Origin of the sequence: Pseudomonas sp. TREG-RG-20F-10-E-6-01 (assembly GCF_022662455.1) — a bacterium.
GTDB lineage: Bacteria > Pseudomonadota > Gammaproteobacteria > Pseudomonadales > Pseudomonadaceae > Aquipseudomonas.
In genome coordinates this window covers 115947-136526 of the sequence record NZ_JAKNQP010000003.1, presented here as the reverse complement: position 1 = coordinate 136526, position 20580 = coordinate 115947, and the positions used below count along the sequence as shown (strand labels likewise).

The following is a 20580-nucleotide window of genomic DNA, read 5'->3' as shown; positions in this document are numbered from 1 at the left end:
GAAGATGCCGTTATTCAACGCTGCAAGGGATAATCTGCTGAATCTGGCAGGCTGGCTTTGCGACCTAGCCGATTGCTTGCGTCACCAGCGCAAACTGGTTGATGCCGCCGCTTGATTGCGGGGGCACACCCCGTACCATTCGCGGCGCTTTGTCGACGCATGGCAGCCCCAGGCTCTCCAGCCAGTCGGCCAATCCGCAGGCGGTGGGAATGTCGAAGCGCACGAACTGACCCGGGATCAACCGCAGCAGGTGAGTGATCAACTGTTGGGCCTGTTCCTGATTGTGTGCAACGACAGGACCCACGATATGGCCCCGACCAAATCGGCGGAGCAGGGCGCAACCATTGAGTTGCCCTTCGACCTCAATGCCGACCACGTGCTCGGCCGTAGACAGCAGGTCGTTGAGTACCTGGGTGCGGTCCAGGCCGCTGCCGGCATTGGCCAGTTCGATCACCGTGGGGTAATCAGCCAGGCTCAATACGCGACAGTGCGCATGCCGGGTCAACGGCATTGGTGCCGGAGCGTGCGGTACGCCCTGATGTTGCTGAATGTGCGCAAAGTCGACGAAGCCCAGGCTGGTGTACAGCGGCGCCCCTGATTCGGTTGCGTTGAGGATCGGCGTACGCGGGCCCGTAGCGTCCAGGCACAGGTTCATCAGCTGGCGCCCGATGCCTTTGCCTTGGTGTTGATCACTCACAATCACCAGACCGATGGAGGAATAAGCCCCCTGATGGCAGGCGAACGCCACGCCCACCAGCTTACCCTCATGTTCGGCGACAAAGCCTTCGGACGTGCGCTGCACCATCGCCCAGTCTTCCTCGCGGTGAGGCCATTTCAGGTGCACGGACAGTGCGTGGGCGGCGGGCATGTCGGCGGCGGTGACTGTGCGATAAACGTAGGAGTGGCTCATATCAGTTTTCCTGTAGTGGGGGCGTTTGCAGGCACCGTAGAAGGTTGGGTAAACCGCCGGATATCGAAGGGGCTGATCAAGGTGCTGGTGCTGCCGGTGCTGATCAGCTCGGCCATTACATCCCCCACGCCCGGGCCGAGCTGGAAGCCGTGCCCACAGAAGCCGAAGGCATAAAACAACCCGTCCACGCTGCCGCTCGGGCCCATCACCGGTAGGGAGTCCGGGGTGTAGCTCTCGATACCGCTCCACACACGAATGATGTTCAGCTTCTCGGCCCCCGGTAACAGTCGCCGCATTTGGCGCATCTGGTTGAGCAGGCTTTCGGGTTTGAAAAACGCCCGTCGGTTGATCATGTCCGGCGTACAGCGGTTGCCGCCGCCGATGATGATGTTGCCGCGCGGGATCTGGCGGAAGTAGATCACCTCTTCCTTGATTTTGGTGAACACACCGATCACGGTCGGCAAGGCGTAGGGCACCGGTTCCGTGACCGACATCTGCGGGCCGTTGGGCTCCAGCGGTACCGGCTCACCAAAGCGCTCGGACAAGCGGGCAGCCCAGGCACCGGCTGTAATCAACAGCTGCTCGGCGACGAACAACTGCCCGTCGGTGGTGGTGACCTGGAATAAACCATTGACCTTTTCCACGTCGGCGACTTCGGTCTTTTCCTCGATTCGTGCCCCGAGACGCCGGGCTGCACGGGCAAACGCCGGCGCTGCGAGGCGCGGGTTGGCGTGACCATCGTGAGGCGCATAGGAGCCGCCTTTCACCTCTGGGCCGAGGAAACCAAAGCGCCGGTGCAGCTCGGCGCCGCGATAGATTTTCAAGTCCAGTTGCGCGGCTTCCGACGCGGCGGCGTAGGCCTCAAGTTCAGCGATTTCATCTTCGCGATAGCACACGCGCATGTGGCCACTGGGGATGAACTCCAGGTCGTCATCGATCAGCTCGGGCAGGCGTTTCCACAGCGCCCAAGAACGATTGGCCAGCTCCAGTTGCCCCAGGTAGCGGCCCTGGCGGCGCACGTTGCCGAAGTTCACACCGCTGGCGTACTGACCGATCTGGTCGCGTTCCAGCAGCGTGACCGAGCAGCCGCGCCGCCGCAGGAAAAACGCCGACGAGGCGCCCATGATGCCGCCACCGATAATCAGCACCTGGCTTTTCGAACCTGATTGATTACCAGCCATGGAGGCGGCTCCAGATGTGTACGCCGCCTTTGGCGTCCACGGCGTGATAGTCCGGGAACTGCGCGCCGGTGGCGCAGGCATGGTTGGGGAGGATGCGCAGCCGGCTGCCGATGGGGAAGCGCGTAACAAGGTCGTCAATGGCGGCGGTGCCCAGGGTGACGATGCCATGTTCCTGGTTGGCGCCCGTGACCAGCGAACCGTCGATCCAGTCGCCGGCTTCGGTACACACTTGGCCATAACCGAAGTCCTGGCGCTGGCGCTGTGTGCCACGGTCACGGCTCATGGCCATCCAGCCGGCGTCAGTAATGATCCAGCCTTTGTCCGGCTGATGGCCGATCACCGTGGTCAGTACGCTGAGTGCCAACTCGTCGGCCTGACACACGCCAATGTTACGCATCACCAGGTCAAAGAACACATACACGCCCGCCCTCACTTCGGTGACACCGTCCAGGTTCAGGGCCGAGAGGGCCGTGGGGGTTGAGCCGATACTGACCTCGGCGCACGCCAGCCCGGCTTCGCGGATGGTGCGGGCGGCGCTGACGCAGAGGGCACGTTCCTGTTCGGCCAGCGCCTGCAGGGCTTCGAGGGTGTCCAACTCGTAACTGGAGCCCGCGTGGGTCATCACCCCCCGCAGGCGCATACCGCCGTCGTTGAGCAGGTGCGCCACCTCAATCAGCACAGGGTCTTGCGCGGCCAGGCCTGAGCGATGGCCGTCGCAATCGATCTCGATCCATACGTCGAAGCGTTCGTCATGTTGCTGTGCGAACGCGACGATGGCGCGAGCGCCTGAGACGCTGTCGGTGAGCAGACTCAAGTTGCAGCCTCTGCGCCGCAGGGCCAGGGCCTGAGGCAGTTTGCCCGGCGCTATGGCAACGGCGTAGAACACATCGCTGATGCCTGCGGCGAAACAACGCTCGGCCTCTTTGAGGGTGGAAACCGTGACGCCGCTGGCGCCTGCGTCAATCTGTGCCTGGATCACCGGCAAGCACTTGCTGGTTTTGATGTGCGGGCGCAAACGTACGCCAAGGGTGCCCATGCGCTCTTGCATACGCTGGATGTTGTGCTGCATTCGCGTAAGGTCGATGAGTGCGACAGGTGTGTCTAGGGAGGCAATCTGCATGGACATGGCGGAACTCGAGTGACTGGGTACAGGCGGCACTCTACTCAGCTGTCCTTAAGTTGTGGTTCAATCATGACTAATCAATCATTAAGTAAAACTGAATGATTTCTATCGAAGACCTGCGTCTGGCCGTCACCCTTGCGCGCTCTGAATCACTGAGCGCTGCGGCCCGAGCCCTGAACGTCACTCCGCCGGCGCTCTCCATGCGCCTGCGTAAACTGGAGACCTTCCTGGGGCTGACCCTGGCCAATCGCGACGCCCGACGCCTCAGCCTTACGGCAGATGGCGAGCGGTTCTCGCGAGAAAGTGCGCTGCTGCTGGAGCAGCTCGAAGCGCTGCCGGAGTCCTTCAGGCAAAAGGACGAAACGCTGGTGGGCACCTTGAGGTTGGCGGCGCCATTTGGCTATGGTCGGCAGCGAATCGCACCGCTGTTGGCGCGTTTTGCCAGGATGCACCCCCAGTTGTGCCTGCACCTGGATCTGCGCGAGACCCCCTGGCCTGATCGTCATGACAGCGATGCGGTGATTCACATCGGCCATCTCAACGACAGCCTGTGGACGGCGCGGTCGCTCACGCCAAACGAGCGTTGGCTATGCGCGAGCCCAGCCTACCTGCAAGCCCACGGTGTACCGTCATCACCGGACGAACTGGCGTCCCATCGCTGCATTTGCATTCGTGAAAATGATGAGGACGTTACGCTCTGGCACCTGCGCAAGGGGCAGGGCCGCAAGACGCTGCGCGTGGAGCCGGCGTTGCTGAGCAATGATGGAAGCGTTGCCCGGCGATGGGCCGAGCAAGGCTTGGGGTTGGTGTTGCGTTCGCAGTGGGATGTCAGCGACGCCGTTGCCAGCGGCAGCCTGGTGCGCGTGCTGGCGGACTGGAGTTTTGACAGTGCGCCGATCATCCTCCTGGTGCCGTCGCGAAAGCTTCGCAGCCCGCGCGTCCAGGCATTGGTGGCGTTTATGGAGGAGGCGCTGAAAGCCTGATTTGCGCCTTATTTCACGGCGTAGACCTTGCGTACATACACCGTGCTGTTCCAGGCACACGGCGCACCTTTGGCCACGAATACCGTGTCGCCACGGTTGACCGTCACCGCAACTCCCTCGTCGTCTTGCAGCGTGACGCTGCCTTCGAGCAGGTGCATCAATTCATGCAGTTTGTGCGGGCGGCCGTGGCGGGCGTAGGGCGTCGAGTCCCAGATGCCGATGCGCAGCTCAGTGACCTCATCATCGAACAGGTTGAACGCGCGGCACTGCGGGGTAGGGCCGATCAGGATCTGTGGTTCGGGCGCGGCGGAGGGATTGAGCAGGGTATGCGGGGCAAGCAAGGTCAGGCCCGGACGCGCCGGAGCATCGGCTTGGTCGACGGCGCAGAACGCCCATTGGCTGCCTGCGCTCGCCTGCACTGTAAGGCGTGTGCCACGACCGATCACGGCGCTGCTGCCGACCCCCAGCTCCAGTGTCTGGTCTGCGCTGCCGAGCAGCACATGGCCTGCGTGTACCACCAGTGTTTCGCTGTGGGGGAAGCCTTCGATCACGGCTTCGCCGCTGAATGTCACCAGCCCTGCGGACACGCCATCATCGCCCAGCCAGGCGAGTTGGCGGGTGTCGCCGAAGGGGTCCAGCGCGCTCAAGGCGCCGGTATTGAAAGACGTGGCAACGCGGCTGCCGTCGGCGCGAGCCAACAGCAGGATACGGGGAGATGACATGGGGAATGCTCCGGGAGGAAAGTCAGCCGATCGCCTGAGTGATCAGGGCAAAGGGGTGTACGCCGTGGCTGGCCCGGGGCGGCGTGCCCAGAGCCATCTGCGCGACGGTGTCGATGTTCTTCAGCCCGGCGTATTCGAGCCAGTCGCTGAGGCCGCAGGCGACGGGAATGTCGATGCGGACAAAGGCATCCGGCACCTGGGCCAGCAGTACCGTGATCAAGTGCTTGGCCTGATCGATGTTTTCGGCAACCACCGGGCCAATGCAGCGCCCACGACCAAACGGCCGCAGCAGGGCGAAGCCGCGTAGCTGGCCATCGCGCTCGATGCCCACCGCGTGCTCCACCTGCAGGTCGCGCAGTACTTCGCGGCGGTCCAGGCCACTGGCGGCTTTGGCCAGCGCGAGCAGGCCGGGGTGGTCGTCGGCGTGCAGGGCGCGGCAGGTTTCGCCATCGGCCAGTCCCGGCAGGGCGGGCACCAACGCCTGGCCCTGATGCTGTTGCACTCGCCCAAATTCGACGAACCCCTGGCTGGTATACAGCGGGGCGCCGGCGAGGGTGGCGTTGAGGACCGGCGTGCGCGCATCGCAGGCGGCGAGGGCTTTTTCCATCAAACGACGGCCGATGCCCTGGCCCTGGTAGTCATTGCTCACGATCACCAAACCGATGGTGGCGTAGTCGCCCTGGGGGCAGGTGAAGGCGCTGCCGATCAGGCGCTCGCCATCCATCACCACGAAACCGTCGCTGACACGTTGCAACATGGCCCAGTCTTCCAGGCGGTGCGGCCATTTGAGTTGCACCGACAAGGTATGGGCGGCCGGCAGGTCGGCCGCGGTCATGGGGCGGTATACATAAGCAGGGTGTGGCAGGGCGGACATGGCGAGCCTCCATAGAGCGTATTGTTCAGCACGAGGATGCTTGTATCCCACCTGTTTTAGAGGCTGGCAAGTGGGTCGGGAATATTCGGCAGATTCCTTGGGCTGTGTGTTGCGCGGCCACAGTTACTACTTAATTGGGGTAGGGGGGCAGCAGCAAATGCCAAGGGTGTTTTCCGGGTACATCTCCATAGCGCGGTCACGGCCACGCAAGCAATCCCGGCCAGCCACACTTTCTGCCGCCCCCACCCCCGTCCTTAAGCCTTTCTGCCCCTCAAAGCCCCCAAAAAGCGCACAAACACAGGCCCTGCCCAAGCCTGGCGCGCACCGCAAAGTCTGCTGAGCCCGGCCACCAAAACGGTGGTTTGTATTGAGCGAAGGTCTTTTTAGACGGCATATGCTGATTTCACAGTGGTGTAATGAACCTGTGCTGCAACGAGGCGGAGCCGCCGCCAGGGCAGTGAACGCTTGTCACACTCAACGAACTTCAGGACTGCACTCCATGAGCTTTCTTCGTCCCAAATTCATTACGTTCGACTGCTACGGTACGCTGACCAACTTTCATATGGGCACCATGACCCGCGAGCTCTTCGCCGATCGTGTCACCCCTGAGCAGATGGACCAATTCGTCAAGGACTTCTCGGCCTACCGCCTCGACCAGGTTATGGGCGACTGGCGCCCCTACGACGAAATTCTCAAGACCGCCCTGGCCCGTACCTGCAAGCGCTGGGGTATCGAGTATCGCGAGGAAGGCCAGCTGTATTACGACGCCGTGCCGACCTGGGGCCCCCACGCGGACGTGCCGGCCGGCCTGTCGAAGATTGCCGACAAGATTCCCCTGGTTATCTTCTCCAATGCCAGCGACAGCCAGATCATGTCCAACGTCGACAAGCTCGGCGCGCCATTCCACAAAGTATTCACTGCCGAACAGGCCCAGGCCTACAAGCCGCGCCTGGCCGCCTTCGAATTCATGCTCGATAACCTGGGTTGCGGCCCGGACGACATCTTGCATGTGTCTTCCAGCTTCCGTTATGACCTGATGCCGGCCCATGACATGAAGATCAAAAACAAAGCGTTCGTTGCCCGTGGCCACGAAGTGCCAGGCAATGCGTTTTACGGTTACCAGCAGATCACCGATATCGGTGGGCTGCCAGCGTTGGTCGGTCTGTAACAGCACACCAAGGGGTAAAGCATGGGCAGTGAATCCTATTGGCTCGACACCGCACCGGCGTTCACCGGTGCCCAACTGGGCAGCTTGCCCGGGCAGGTCGATGTGGCTGTGGTAGGTGGTGGCTTCACTGGCCTGGCGGCGGCGCGTGCGTTGGCGAGCAAAGGGGCGAGTGTGGTGGTGCTCGACGCCGGCCGTTTGATCGGCGAGGCCTCTGGGCGCAACGGTGGCCAATGCAACACCGGCGTGGCCCAGGATTATGCCGGGCTGCACGCCAGCCTCGGTGCCGCCAAGGCGCGCGCCTATTACCAGGCCTATGAAAGCGCGGTGCAGACCGTCGTTTCGTTGGTCGAGCAGGAAGGGATTGCCTGCGACCTGGTGCGCAACGGCAAGCTCAAGCTGGCGGCCAAGCCCCTGCATTACGAAGGCCTGGCCCGCACCTGTGAGCTGATCCGCCAGGAGGTGGATGCCGATGTCGCGTTGCTCAGCGCCGAACAGACCCGTGCAGAAGTCAACTCGACCCAGTTCCACGGCGGCTTGCTGCAGCGCAACGGCGTGCAGATGCATGTCGGTCGCTTCGGGGTTGGCCTGGCCGAGGCGGCCGCGCGGCGCGGCGCGATGATCTACGAGCACACTACCGTCAAGGATTGGAAGGCCCAGGCCGGTGGCTATCAGGTCAATACCGCCAAAGGCTCGCTGCACGCCGGGCAAGTGCTGCTGGCCACCGGCGCCTGCCAGCATGGCGACCTCGGTTGGTACCGTCGGCGCATTGTGCCGGTGGGCAGTTTTGTCATCGTCACCGAAGTCTTGCCCCAAGCGTTGATCGATCAGTTGCTGCCGCTGCGCCGCGCCTACGTGACCAGCCGCATGATCGGCAACTATTTTCGCTTGACCCCGGACAACCGCCTGCTGTTTGGCGGGCGTGCCCGGTTTGCCATGTCTGACAGCGTCTCCGACGCCAAGAGCGGCAAGGTGCTGCAGGCGGCGATGCTGAACATGTTCCCGCAGTTGGCGCACGTGAAGATCGACTACTGCTGGGGCGGCCTGGTGGACATGACGTCCGACCGCCTGCCCCGCGCCGGCCAGCACGGCGGCGTGTTCCATTCCATGGGCTATAGCGGCCATGGCGTGCAGATGTCCGTGCACATGGGCCAGGTCATGGCTGACGTCATGGCGGGCAACGCGGCGGCCAACCCGTGGGGTGAACTGGAATGGCCGGCGATTCCCGGGCATTTCGGCAAACCCTGGTTCCTGCCGTTCGTGGGCGCCTATTACCGTTTCCAGGACTATTTGCACTGAGTTGCCGTTGTTGCGTGACCGTCGTTTGCGTTTCCAGGACGCTCCGGACATCCGTGAGCACTCGATTCTTCCGATTATCGACAGGTAGCCTTGCTATGACTGACAACAAAAACACACCCGAGCTCATCTCCGGCCAGGAAAGCCTGCGGGTGTTCGAAAGTCTCAACCGTGGCATGTCGCGCCGCAATGCCCTGCAAATGCTCGGCGTTGCGGGCGTCGCCGCCGCTTGTGCGGGCAGCCTGTTCGGTGCCGCCGGCAAATTGTTCGCCGATGAAGCGGCCACCGAGGGCAAAGGCAAGCCGGGCGGCAAGATCCGCGTGGCCGGCATGTCCAGCTCCACCGCCGACACCCTCGACCCGGCCAAGGGCGCGCTGTCCACCGACTATGCACGCCAGTACATGTTCTACAACGGCCTGACCCGTTTCGATAAGCACCTGGTGCCGCAACTGGAACTGGCTGAGCGCATCGACAATACCGACGCCACGGTGTGGACCATCACCCTGCGCAAAGACGTGACCTTTCACAATGGCAAGGCCCTGACCGCCGCCGACGTGGTGTTCTCCCTGAACCGCCACAAAGACCCGCTTACCGGCTCCAAAGTCATGCCGCTGATGGAGCAGTTCGCCGAGATCAAGGCCAGCGGGCCGAACGAGGTGCAAATTCGCCTTAGCGCGCCCAACGCCGAGTTGCCTTCGATCCTCGCCGTGTCGCACTTGTTGATCGTTCCCGAGGGCACCACCGACTTCAACAAAGGCATCGGCACCGGCCCGTTCACTGTCGGTGAGTTCAAGCCGGGTGTGCGCTCGATTGCCGTGCGCAACAAGAACTACTGGAAACCGGGCTTGCCGTACCTCGACGAGATCGAGTTCATTGCCATCGCCGACGAGCCATCGCGGGTCAACGCGTTGCTGTCGGGCGACGTGCACATGATCAACGAGGTCAACCCGCGTTCCACCACGCGCATCGCCGCGAGTACCAAGCACCGAGTCGTGGATGCGCCGTCGGGCAACTACACTGACTTGATCATTCGCCAGGACCAGTTACCCGGCAAAAGCCCGGAATTCACCCAGGCCATGAAGCTGCTGCTCGACCGTGAGCAGGTCAAGTCTGCGGTGTTCCGTGGGTTTGCCGTGGTGGGCAACGACCACCCGATCGCGCCGGGTTCGCGTTACTTCAACGCCGATCTGCCGCAGACGGTCTACGACCCGGAAAAAGCCAGGTTCCTGCTGAAGAAAGCCGGCATGGAAAGCATCACCATGCCGGTCATGGCATCGCCTGCCGCCACCGGTTCGGTGGACATCGCCGTGCTGTTGCAGCAATCGGCGAAACAGGCCGGGCTCAAGCTGGACGTGAACCGCCTGCCGAGCGACGGCTACTGGTCCAACCACTGGATGAAGCACCCGTTGAGCTTCGGCAACATCAACCCTCGGCCGAATGCCGACGTGATGTTCTCGCAGTTCTTCCAGTCCAAGGCGCCGTGGAACGAATCCGGCTGGCAGAACGATCAGTTCGACCAGCTGTTGATGCTGGCCCGTGGCGAAAACGATGACGCCAAGCGCGCCAAAATGTATGGCGACATGCAGACCCTGGTGCACGACCACTGCGGTATCGGCGTGCCGGTGTTCATCAGCAACATTGACGGCGTGGACCAGCGCGTCAAGGGATACGGCACCAACCCGCTGGGCGGTTTCATGGGCTACATGTTTGCCGAGCAGGTGTGGTTGGACGCGTGAGGAGGGCAGTGCGATGAATGGCAATACACTGTGGTTGATCGCCCGGCGTTTCGGCGCCGGGGCCGTGACCTTGTTGATTGTGTCCATGGTCGTGTTTGCGATCACGGCGGTGCTGCCGGGGGACGCGGCGCAGCAATCCCTCGGCCAGTTCGCGACCCCTGAGCAGGTGGCGGCACTGCGCCTGAAGCTGGGGCTGGACCAGCCCGGTGTATTGCGTTATTTGCACTGGTTGATGAGCCTGCTCACCGGCGACCTGGGCGTGTCAGTGTCCAACGCCATGCCGGTGGGTGAACTGATGGCGGGCCGGGTGCCCAACACCCTGATGCTGGCGGGCGCCACGGCGCTGGTCTCGGTGCCGGTGGCACTGGTACTGGGTATCGGCTCGGCGATGGGCCGTGGCGGGCGCATCGACAGCTGCCTGAGCTTTATTACCCTGGCGATGGTCGCGGTGCCGGAGTTTCTGGTGGCAACCCTGGCGGTGCTGATTTTCGCGGTCAACCTCGGCTGGTTGTCGGCACTGTCTTACGCCAGCGACATCACCTCACCGCTGCAATTCATGCGTACCTATGCCTTGCCGGTGATGACGCTGTGCTGCGTGATCGTCGCGCAAATGGCCCGCATGACCCGCGCCGCGGTGATCGACCAGCTCGACAGCGCCTACGTGGAAATGGCCCGACTCAAAGGCGTCAGCCCCATTCGCATTGTGCTGCGCCATGCCCTGCCCAATGCGATCGGGCCGATCGCAAATGCCATCGCCCTCAGCCTGTCCTACCTGCTGGGCGGGGTGGTGATCGTCGAAACCATCTTCAATTATCCCGGCATTGCCAGCTTGATGGTCGATGCCGTGACCAACCGTGACATGGCGCTGGTACAAGCGTGCACCATGTTGTTCTGCGCGGCCTACCTGGGGTTGGTGCTGATCGCCGACCTGTGCGCAATCCTGTCCAATCCGAGGCTGAGAAACCAATGAACCCGGTCATTGCGAAATCCAAGCCTGTGTCTTCCGCGCTGGCCCTTGCCAAGGTTTCCAGCGGCCCGTCGTGGTTGGGGCTGGTGGGCGCCGTTGTGTGCGTCGTCTGGTTGCTGGTGGCGCTGTTCGGCCCCTGGCTGGCACCCCACCCGGTGGGTGAAGTGGTGTCCGATAACATCTTCGAAGGCTTCAGCCTCACTCATCCGTTCGGCACCGACTACCTGGGGCGTGACATGCTCAGCCGGGTATTGGTAGGCGCGCGATTCACCGTCGGGCTGGCGCTGGTGGCGGCGCTGTTGGCCAGCACCTTCGGCACCGGGTGTGCGCTGCTGTCAGTGGTCTCGCCCAAGTGGCTGGACGAGATCATCAGCCGCATCATGGATGCCTTTATCTCGATCCCAAGCAAAATGCTTGCGCTGATCATGGTCTCGGCGTTTGGCTCGTCAGTGACGCTGCTGATCTGCACGGCGGTTATCAGTTATATCCCAGGCTCGTTCCGCGTCGCCCGCAGCATGGCGGTCAATATCGAGGCCCTGGAGTACGTGCAGGTTGCGCGCACTCGCGGCGAAGGCCGTTTGTACGTGGCGTGCATGGAAATCCTGCCGAATATACTCAACCCGGTATTGACCGACCTGGGCCTGCGGTTCGGCTACATCGTGCTGTTGCTCAGCGGCATGAGTTTTCTCGGCCTCGGCGTACAACCGCCAGACGCCGACCTCGGCTCGCTGGTGCGCGAAAACATCGGCGGCCTCAATCAGGGTGCGCTGGCCATCATCATTCCGGCGTTGGCCATTGGCACGCTGACCATCGGTGTGAATCTGCTGATTGATTACTTGTCATCACGACGCAGTCGACGCACGGGAGGCCATTGAAATGACCCAATTGATTCGCGTCGAAGACCTGCGTGTCGTTGCTGGAGACGAGCGCGGCGAGGTGGAAATCGTCAAAGGCGTGAGCTTTTCCCTTGAAAAAGGTGAAGTGCTGGCGCTGATTGGCGAGTCCGGCTCGGGCAAGACCACCATCGCCCTGGCGTTGCTCGGCTATGCACGGCGCGGCTGTCGCCTGTCCGGCGGGGTGGTGCAGGTCGGTGAACACGACATGCTCGCCTTGAGCGAAAAACAGCTGCAGGGCCTGCGCGGCAATCGCGTGTCCTATATCGCCCAAAGCGCCGCAGCGGCTTTCAACCCGGCCAAGAAACTCATCGACCAAGTGGTGGAAGGCGCGTTGATTCATGGCCTGGGCACCCGGGTCGAGCTGGAAGCCAAGGCCATCGGCTTGTTTCGCGACCTGGCCCTGCCCAATCCCGAACGCATTGGCCGGCGTTACCCGCATCAAGTCTCCGGCGGGCAACTGCAGCGGGTGATGGCGGCGATGGCGCTGATCAGCGACCCGGTGCTGGTCGTACTCGACGAGCCGACCACGGCCCTGGACGTGACCACCCAGATCGATGTGTTGCGCGCGTTCAAACGCGTGGTGCGCGAGCGTGGCGCCACGGCGGTGTATGTGTCCCACGACCTGGCGGTGGTTGCGCAAATGGCCGACCAGATCGTGGTGCTCAACGCTGGGCAAATCCTCGAACAGAGCGCCACCGCGCCGCTGCTCAAGACCCCTGCCCACGAATACACCCGCAGTTTGCTGGCCGCCGCACGGCCCGACACGACCATCCGCCCGCCCAGCGGGATTGCCGAAGACGTGCCGCTGCTGACCATCAGCGGCCTCACCGCCGGCTACGGCAACAAGAACATGCAAGGCATGCCGGCGATTCGGGTGCTGGAAGATATCGACCTGACCGTGCGTCGTGGCCAGGCCATCGGTGTGATCGGTGAGTCGGGCTCCGGCAAGTCCACCTTGGCGCGTGTGGTCGCGGGGCTGTTGACCCCGGCCCTGGGGGGGCTGACGTTCGATGGCCAGCCGCTGGGCGGCCACCTGTCTGAGCGCACGCCGGAGCAGTTCCGGCGGATCCAGATGGTGTTCCAGAACGCCGACACCGCGCTTAACCCGATGCACAGCGTGGCGACCATCCTCAGCCGCCCGCTGAAGATGTATTTCGGTCTCAAGGGCGCTGCCTTGAAGGCGCGCGTCGGTGAGTTGCTGGACCTGGTGCGCCTGCCGCGCACCCTGGCTGAACGTCGTCCCAACGAGCTGTCCGGCGGGCAAAAGCAGCGGGTCAATCTGGCCCGCGCGCTGGCGGCCAAGCCCGACCTGATCCTGTGTGATGAAGTGACCTCGGCCCTCGACACGGTGGTGGGCGCGGCGATCCTCGAACTGCTGCGGGACCTGCGCCAGCAACTGGGGGTGTCGTACCTGTTTATCAGCCATGACATCTCCACCGTGCGTGCGTTGTGCGATGACATTGTGGTGATGTACAGCGGCCACAAGGTGCAGGCCGGCAACCGCCAGTCGTTTGCCGAGCCACCGTTCCACCCCTACACCGACCTGCTGATTCACTCGGTGCCCGAGTTGCGCCAGGGCTGGCTGGAAACCTGCGGCACCACGTGCGAAACGCTGCCAGCGATTGGCGAGCGGGCCAATGTGCCGGAGCTGTGCACCTTCCTCAATCGCTGCCCGGTACGCGTCGACGGCCTGTGCAACCGCACTGCGCCGAGTCGCCGAGCCCTCGACAACGGCGGTGAAATCCTTTGCCATCACGACAGCGCCCAGTTGCTGAATACCCAGCGGGGCGTCACCACCACCAGCTTGGGAGCCTAGGCATGAAGGGGCGTTTTGTGAGGTTGGCCGAACAGGGCCGGCCGACGGTCAGCCTGACCGTGGATGGTGCAGCCATCGAGGCCTTGCACGGCGACACCTTGATGGTGGCGCTGCTGACCCAGGGCAATGCGCTGCGCCAGTCGGAATTCGACAGCGGGCGCCGCGCCGGTTTCTGCCTGATGGGCGCGTGCCAGGACTGCTGGGTATGGACCCGCAGCGGTGAACGCCTGCGTGCCTGCTCCAATGAAGTCCGTGACGGGCTGGACATCGTTACCACACAACCGGAGGCGACATGGCCACTGCACGGGTAGTTATTGTGGGCGCCGGACCTGCCGGGGTGCGCTGCGCCGAAACCCTGTTGGCGGCGGGTATAAAGCCGATCCTGATTGATGAAAATCGCCGTGACGGTGGCCAGATCTACCGCCGCCAGCCAGACGGGTTCACCCGCGACTACACCACCTTGTACGGCAGCGAGGCCGCCAAGGCCCAGGACCTGCACCAGAGTTTCGATCGCCTGCGCGGCGCCATTGACTACCGCCCCGACACCCTGGTGTGGAACCTCACGCCGGGGCAACTGTGCTGCGTGAGCCAGGGCCGCCATACCACCGTGGAGTATGACGCGCTGATCCTGTGCACCGGCGCCACCGACCGCTTGATGCCTGTCGAGGGTTGGCAACTGGCGGGCACCTATAGCTTGGGCGGGGCGCAGATCGCCTTGAAAAACCAGGCCGTGTCCATCGGTCATCGCGTGGTGTTCATGGGCAGCGGGCCGTTGCTGTACCTGGTTGCCAGCCAATACGTGAAGGCCGGCGCCGAGGTGGCGGCCGTGCTTGATACCTCGCCACTGAGCCTGCGCCTGAAAGCCATGCCCAAACTGTTGGCGCGGCCTGGCGTGCTGTTCACCGGGATCAAGCTGCTGGCGCAACTGTACCGTGCCAAGGTGGCGGTGCACCTGGGGATCAAGCCGCTGCAAGTCATGGGCGACGCCGCCAAGGGTGTAATGGGCGTGCGGTTCACCACGGGCAGTGGGCGGGTGGTCACGGTGCAGGCGGACGCCGTTGCGCTGGGTTATCACCTGCGCCCCGAGACGCAATTGGGTGATCTGGCCGGGTGCGCCATGGCGTTTGATCAAGCCTCCAGCCAATGGTGGCTGGCCACCGATGACGCCGGACGCACCTCGGTGAAGGGCGTGTATGCAGCCGGTGACGGTTCGAAGATTCGCGGCGCGGATGCCGCCGAGCACGCCGGGCGCCTGGTGGCGTTGGCACTGCTGGAAGACCAGCAACAACCGGTGGACACCGGCTTGCGTGATGAACAACAACAGGCCTTGGCAGTGATGGACCAGTTCCGCCTCGGCCTGGCCCAGGCGTTCCCTTGGCCCAGTGAACAGGCCAGGGCCCTGCCAGACAGCGCCATCGTGTGCCGCTGCGAGATGATCAGTGCCGGCGAGTTGCGCCGCACGGTGAAGGAGAAGGGCGCCTGCGAGGTCAATCGCGCCAAGGCGTTCAGCCGCGTGGGCATGGGCCGTTGCCAGGGGCGTTATTGCTCCCAAGCCGGGGCTGAAGTGATCGCCGCCGCTGCCGGCGTGCAGGTCCAGGAGGTGGGGCGCCAGCGCGGCCAGGCGCCGGTCAAACCCTTGTCGATGCTGATCACCGAGGAGGTGCCTTCATGAGTGTACAAAAAGCCGATGTAGTGATTGTCGGTGGCGGCGTGATGGGCTCGGCCACCGCGTTTTTTCTGCGGCGTCGCGGGCTGTCGGTGATCCTGCTGGAGCGCGACCAGATCGGCCAGTACGCCAGTGGCGTCAACTTCGGCAACGTGCGCCGGCAAGGGCGCTTCCTTGGTCAACTGGCCCTGGCCAACCGCTCCTGGGCGCTGTGGAAGCGCCTGCCGGAGCTGATCGATGATGACCTGGAGTTCATTCCCAGTGGCCACATGCGCGTGTGTTATCGCGAAGATGAAATCGCCGAGCTGGAAGCCTACGCGGCCGCGCCGGAAGCTGAACAGCTGGACCTGAAAATTTATCGTGGCGCCGAGCTGCATCAACGCTTCGGCTTCCTCGGCCCGGACGTCAAGGGCGGCTCCTATGCGCCCCACGATGGCCACGCCAACCCGCGCCTGGCCGCACCAGCCTTTGCCCGGGCTGCACGACGCCTGGGGGCGCAAATTGAAGAACGCACTGAAGTCGCTGAGGTGCAGAAGGTCGGCGCTGACTTTCATGTCTCCACCACCGACGGTCGCCAGTTCCACGCCGCGCAACTGTTGATCACCGCCGGCGCCTGGGGTCAGAAACTCTCGGCGCAGTTCGGTGAACCGGTACCGCTGGACACCCACGGCCCGCAAATGGCGGTGACCGAGCCGGTGCCCTACGCATTGCCGACAGTGATCGGCGTCTACACCAAGATCCCGGAAGAAGTGATCTACTTCCGTCAGATTCCCCGGGGCAATATCGTCATCGGCGGCGGTTACCGTAGCAAGCCCGACATGCTCAACCGCCGTGCCTATGTGGAACCGCGCAGCATCCTCAACCAAGTCAGCCAGATGCGCCGCCTGCTGCCGGGCGTGGGTAACCTGAATATCATCCGCGTGTGGAGCGGCATCGAGGGCTACCTGCCGGACTCGCTGCCGGTGATGGGCGCCAGCGGCACCGTCGACGGCCTGTTTTATGCCTTCGGTTTTTGCGGCCACGGCTTCCAGCTCGGCCCGGGCGTCGGCGATGTGATGGCCGAACTGCTTGGCACCGGGAGCACCAGTACCCCGATCGAACCGTTCTCCATCTCCCGGTTCGCCCCACCTGTCGAGCAACGGAGCCAAGCCTCATGAAACCCCGGGTTCTCGAGATTCTCAAACAGCTGATGGCTTTCGACACCGTGTCGTCGGAATCCAACCTGGCCCTGATCGACTACGTGCGCGACCTGCTGCTGACCAAAGGCATCGAGTCGCTGATCGTCAAAGACCAGAGCGGCAAGAAGGCCAACCTGTTCGCCAGCACCGGGCCCAAGGAGCAGCCAGGAGTGTTGCTGTCCGGGCACACCGACGTGGTACCGGCAGCGGGGCAGGCCTGGACCTTTCCCGCCTTCGCCGCCACCGTGCAGAACGGGCGCATCTATGGGCGCGGCAGTTGCGACATGAAGGGCTTTATCGCCCTGGCCATCGACGCCATGCTGGATGCCGCCGACCACCGCCTGAACCGCCCGCTGCAACTGGCCCTTTCCCATGACGAAGAGATCGGTTGCGTCGGCGTACGGCGCCTGCTCGACGTGCTGCACCTGGCGCCGGTGCGGCCGTTTCTGTGCGTGATCGGAGAACCCACCAACATGCAGTTTGTGCTGGGCCACAAGGGCAAGGGCTCTTACCGCACGTATTGCCGGGGCCAGGAAGCCCATTCGTCCCTGGCGCCACGCTCGGTCAATGCGATTCATGTGGCGTGCGACTTTATCGCTGCCCTGCGCGAGAGCCAGCAGCAACTGCAACGCCATGGCGCACAGGACAGCGACTACGACGTGCCCTACAGCACCGTGCATGTGGGGCAGATCATCGGCGGCAAGGCGCTGAATATCGTGCCTAACCTGTGCACCCTGGATTTCGAAGTGCGCAACCTGCCGGCCGACGATCTGGAGCAATTCCTGGAGCAGATGCGCGAGCGCGCTGAAGTGATCGTGCGCGAGGCACAGAAGTTGTCCAGCGTGGCGGCCATCGAGATCGAAACCGTTAACGTGTATCCCGGCCTCGACACCCACCCCAGTGTAGAAGCCGTGCGTTTTCTCAAGCAATTCGCCGCGCCAGGCACCGGCACTTCCAAGGTCTCGTTCGGTACCGAGGGCGGCCTGTTCAAGCAGCGCCTGGATGTGCCGGTGGTGGTGTGCGGGCCGGGTTCGATCGAGCAGGCGCACAAGCCCGACGAGTTTATCGAGATCAGCCAAATGGACGCCGGTGAGCGCTTTTTGCAAGGTTTGCTGGGTTCGCTTACGGCCTAGCAGAGCCTGCCGTCCTGGGGCCAATTTCAGCACGGGACGCTGCTTAATCTGCGCTTTCGGCATCCTGATTCGCGGCACCTCCCTAGACTGGAGCGTGTCTCGGATCAGGACTCGACCATGCTCAATAATCGCTTGCAAGACCCCAGCCTCCTGGCTGAACTCGCCTATGTGGATGGCCAGTGGATCGCTGCCGACAGCGGCGCCACCCTGGACATCCGCGACCCTGCCACCGGCCACCTGCTGGCGCGGGTGCCGGCCATGGACGCCGTGGATACCCACCGCGCCATCGCCGCCGCCGAAAGGGCCTGGCCCGCCTGGCGCGCACGCCCGGCAGCAGAGCGTGCGGCACTGCTGGAACGTTGGTTCCAGGCCATGCTCGACAACCTCGATGACCTGGCGCTGATCATGACCTGGGAACAGGGCAAGCCGCTCGCTGAAGCCAAGGGCGAGATTCGCTACGGTGCCGGTTTCGTCAAATGGTTCGCCGAGGAAGCGCGCCGGGTCTATGGCGAAACCATGCCGGCGCCCAGCGGCGACCGACGCCTGCTGACCCTCAAACAGCCGGTGGGCGTGTGCGCTGCCATTACGCCGTGGAACTTCCCCAACGCGATGATCACCCGCAAATGCGCACCGGCGTTAGCCGCTGGTTGCCCGATCATCGTCAAGCCGTCGGATCTTACCCCGTTGTCGGCATTGGCCCTGGCGGTGCTGGCTGAGCGAGTCGGCATTCCGGCCGGGGTGTTCAACGTGATCACCGGGTTGCCTGCCGGCATCGGCGAGGCGCTGACCGGCAACCCGGCGGTGCGCAAGATCTCCTTTACCGGTTCCACCGCCGTTGGCCGCTTGCTGATGCGCCAGAGCGCCGAGCACATCAAGCGCCTGAGCCTGGAGCTGGGCGGCAATGCGCCGTTTGTCGTATTTGACGACGCCGACCTGGAGAAGGCCGTGGCCGGGGTGATGCTCAGCAAGTTCCGCAATGCCGGGCAAACCTGCGTGTGCGCCAACCGCATCTTGGTACAGGCCGGTATCTACGCGCGTTTCGCCGCGCGCCTGGTGGAGGAGGTGAGCAAGCTCAAGGTCGGTAACGGTCTGGAGGAGGGCGTGAGCATCGGCCCGCTGATCAACCTGGCGGCGGTGAACAAGGTCGCACGGCATATCGACGATGCCCTGAGCCAGGGCGCGAAGCTGTTGTGTGGCGCGATCCCCACGGGTGACAGCCAGTTTGTGCAGCCCACGGTGCTGAGTGACACCCACGCCGGCATGTTGCTGGCCAATGAAGAAACCTTCGGCCCGGTGGCCCCGCTGATGCGCTTTACGGATGAGGCCGAGGCGCTGGCCCTGGCCAATGCCACGCCGTATGGCCTGGGCGCCTACTATTTCACCCAGGACCTGCAGCGCTCGTGGCGTTTTGGCGAGGCGTTGGAGTTCGGCATGGTCGGGCTCAACACCGGGATCATCTCCATGGAAGTGGCGCCGTTTGGCGGTATCAAACAATCGGGCCTGGGCCGTGAAGGCAGCAAATATGGCCTGGATGAGTACCTTGAAGTCAAAGCCTTCCACATCGGCGGGCTCAACTGAATTCCCACGAGGCATGCACCATGAGCAAGGCATTCAGAATCGCCGCGATTGCCGGCGATGGCATTGGCAAGGAAGTGCTGCCCGAAGGGCTGCGGGTACTGGAACGGGCGGCCAGTCTCTGGAACTTGAACCTGAGCATCGAGGTGCTCGACTGGGCTCACTGCGATTACTACCTGGAGCAAGGGCAGATGATGCCTGAGGACTGGTTTGAGCAGCTCAAGGGCTTTGACGCGATTTACTTCGGCGCCGTGGGCTGGCCGGACAAGGTGCCCGACCATATTTCCCTGTGGGGCTCGTTGCTCAAGTTCCGCCGCGACTTCGACCAGTATGTGAACATCCGCCCGGTGCGGCTGTTCCCTGGGGTGCCGTGCCCCTTGGCCGGGCGCGAGCCGGGGGACATCGATTTTGTGGTGATCCGCGAAAACACCGAGGGCGAATATTCGTCAGTGGGCGGCAAGATGTTCGAGGGCACCGAGCATGAATTCGTGCTGCAGGAGTCGGTATTCACCCGGCGCGGCGTCGACCGCATCCTCAAGTTTGCCTTCGACCTGGCCCAGTCCCGCCCGCGCAAAAAGCTCACGGCGGCGACCAAGTCCAATGGCATTTCCATCAGCATGCCCTACTGGGATGAGCGCACCGCATTGATGGCCACCAACTACCCCGAAGTGAGCTGGGACAAGCAGCACATCGACATCCTGTGTGCGCGGTTTGTGCTGCAACCGGACCGGTTTGATGTGGTGGTGGCGTCGAACCTGTTCGGTGACATCCTCTCCGACCTCGGGCCGGCGTGCGCCGGGACGATCGGTATTGCGCCTTCGGCCAACCTCGACCCCGAGCGGCGCTTTCCGTCGTTGTTCGAGCCGGTGCACGGTTCGGCGCCGGATATTTATGGGCAGAACATTGCAAATCCCATAGCGATGATCTGGTCGGGGGCGTTGATGCTGGATTTCCTTGGCAATGGGGAGGCGCGGTATCGGGCGGCCCATGACGGGATCTTGCGGGCGATTGAGGCGGTCATTGCCGAGGGCGTGGTGACGCCAGATCTGGGCGGGAAGGGCTCTACTCAGGATGTCGGGCTGGCGATTGCCCAAAGGCTTCAGATCTAAAGCGAGCAAGCTCGAAAATGTGGGAGCGGGCTTGCTCGCGAATGCAGGGGGCAGTTGAAATATCTTTGGCTGACCCCCCGCATTCGGTTGATCTGGCGCCGGTGCAAGGCGTCGCCGAGTTTGAACAGTTTTGTGCGGTTGCTGGAGGAGCGCGGCCTGGCACTAACACCGTAGCAGCTGCCGAGCCCCAGCGAAGCTGCGATGACGTCGGCACAATCGACATCGATGTTGCGTGACCCACCGCTATCGC

The 20580-nt window shown here is 63.4% G+C and carries 18 protein-coding genes; 13 read left to right on the top strand and 5 right to left on the bottom strand.

What is annotated here, in order from left to right:
• Window positions 1-64: 64 nt before the first annotated feature.
• From L8K08_RS11080 to L8K08_RS11070, 3 genes are read right to left on the bottom strand one after another with little or no spacing between them, the layout of a single operon-like run.
• The gene (locus L8K08_RS11080) at window positions 65-910 is read right to left on the bottom strand and encodes a GNAT family N-acetyltransferase (RefSeq protein ID WP_145160727.1); all 846 of its coding nucleotides are present in this window, start codon (window positions 908-910) and stop codon (window positions 65-67) included.
• Entirely contained in the window at window positions 907-2091 is a 1185-nt protein-coding gene (locus tag L8K08_RS11075; RefSeq protein WP_242196679.1) for an FAD-binding oxidoreductase, read from the bottom strand. The genes L8K08_RS11080 and L8K08_RS11075 overlap by 4 nt, the downstream gene beginning before the upstream one ends.
• Complete coding sequence (locus L8K08_RS11070) at window positions 2081-3217, bottom strand: DSD1 family PLP-dependent enzyme (RefSeq protein WP_242196676.1); 1137 nt, start codon at window positions 3215-3217, stop codon at window positions 2081-2083. The genes L8K08_RS11075 and L8K08_RS11070 overlap by 11 nt, the downstream gene beginning before the upstream one ends.
• Window positions 3218-3312: 95 nt before the next feature.
• Here L8K08_RS11070 and L8K08_RS11065 point away from each other — a divergent pair, with 95 nt between their 5' ends.
• The gene (locus tag L8K08_RS11065) at window positions 3313-4197 is read left to right on the top strand and encodes a LysR family transcriptional regulator (protein WP_017478853.1); all 885 of its coding nucleotides are present in this window, start codon (window positions 3313-3315) and stop codon (window positions 4195-4197) included.
• 8 nt (window positions 4198-4205) lie between these two features.
• On the opposite strand, the gene L8K08_RS11060 is transcribed toward L8K08_RS11065, so the two are convergent.
• Window positions 4206-4919 (bottom strand): cupin domain-containing protein, encoded by a 714-nt coding sequence (locus L8K08_RS11060; RefSeq protein ID WP_242196673.1) that lies wholly within the window; start codon window positions 4917-4919, stop codon window positions 4206-4208.
• Between the two features lie 22 nt (window positions 4920-4941).
• A complete protein-coding gene (locus L8K08_RS11055; RefSeq protein ID WP_242196670.1) occupies window positions 4942-5793 on the bottom strand; it encodes a GNAT family N-acetyltransferase in 852 nt (283 codons plus the stop codon).
• Window positions 5794-6292: 499 nt separating this feature from the next.
• Here L8K08_RS11055 and L8K08_RS11050 point away from each other — a divergent pair, with 499 nt between their 5' ends.
• From L8K08_RS11050 to L8K08_RS10995, 12 genes are all read left to right on the top strand, one after another.
• A complete protein-coding gene (locus tag L8K08_RS11050; RefSeq protein ID WP_242196667.1) occupies window positions 6293-6961 on the top strand; it encodes a haloacid dehalogenase type II in 669 nt (222 codons plus the stop codon).
• Between the two features lie 21 nt (window positions 6962-6982).
• On the top strand, window positions 6983-8257 hold the full coding sequence (locus L8K08_RS11045) for an FAD-binding oxidoreductase (protein ID WP_242196664.1): 1275 nt from the start codon (window positions 6983-6985) through the stop codon (window positions 8255-8257).
• Between the two features lie 95 nt (window positions 8258-8352).
• Window positions 8353-9990 (top strand): ABC transporter substrate-binding protein, encoded by a 1638-nt coding sequence (locus L8K08_RS11040; protein WP_242196661.1) that lies wholly within the window; start codon window positions 8353-8355, stop codon window positions 9988-9990.
• A gap of 13 nt (window positions 9991-10003) precedes the next feature.
• On the top strand, window positions 10004-10960 hold the full coding sequence (locus L8K08_RS11035; RefSeq protein WP_242196658.1) for an ABC transporter permease: 957 nt from the start codon (window positions 10004-10006) through the stop codon (window positions 10958-10960).
• Window positions 10957-11832, top strand: a complete 876-nt coding sequence (locus tag L8K08_RS11030; protein WP_145160744.1) for an ABC transporter permease — start codon at window positions 10957-10959, stop codon at window positions 11830-11832. Before L8K08_RS11035 ends, L8K08_RS11030 begins: the two co-directional genes overlap by 4 nt.
• A gap of 1 nt (window position 11833) precedes the next feature.
• Window positions 11834-13669 carry an ABC transporter ATP-binding protein gene (locus L8K08_RS11025; protein ID WP_242196655.1) on the top strand — a complete coding sequence of 612 codons (1836 nt, stop codon included), beginning with the start codon at window positions 11834-11836 and terminating at the stop codon, window positions 13667-13669.
• A 2-nt stretch (window positions 13670-13671) separates the two neighbouring features.
• The gene (locus tag L8K08_RS11020; RefSeq protein ID WP_242196652.1) at window positions 13672-13980 is read left to right on the top strand and encodes a (2Fe-2S)-binding protein; all 309 of its coding nucleotides are present in this window, start codon (window positions 13672-13674) and stop codon (window positions 13978-13980) included.
• A complete protein-coding gene (locus tag L8K08_RS11015; RefSeq protein ID WP_017478863.1) occupies window positions 13962-15341 on the top strand; it encodes an FAD-dependent oxidoreductase in 1380 nt (459 codons plus the stop codon). Before L8K08_RS11020 ends, L8K08_RS11015 begins: the two co-directional genes overlap by 19 nt.
• Complete coding sequence (locus L8K08_RS11010; protein WP_242196649.1) at window positions 15338-16492, top strand: FAD-binding oxidoreductase; 1155 nt, start codon at window positions 15338-15340, stop codon at window positions 16490-16492. The genes L8K08_RS11015 and L8K08_RS11010 overlap by 4 nt, the downstream gene beginning before the upstream one ends.
• Entirely contained in the window at window positions 16489-17646 is a 1158-nt protein-coding gene (argE, locus tag L8K08_RS11005) for an acetylornithine deacetylase (RefSeq protein WP_242196646.1), read from the top strand. The genes L8K08_RS11010 and argE overlap by 4 nt, the downstream gene beginning before the upstream one ends.
• 117 nt (window positions 17647-17763) lie before the next feature.
• Window positions 17764-19224 (top strand): NAD-dependent succinate-semialdehyde dehydrogenase, encoded by a 1461-nt coding sequence (locus tag L8K08_RS11000; protein ID WP_242196643.1) that lies wholly within the window; start codon window positions 17764-17766, stop codon window positions 19222-19224.
• 20 nt (window positions 19225-19244) lie between these two features.
• Window positions 19245-20330, top strand: coding sequence for a tartrate dehydrogenase (locus L8K08_RS10995; protein WP_242196640.1), 1086 nt, complete (start codon window positions 19245-19247; stop codon window positions 20328-20330).
• The last annotated feature ends 250 nt before the right edge of the window (window positions 20331-20580 follow it).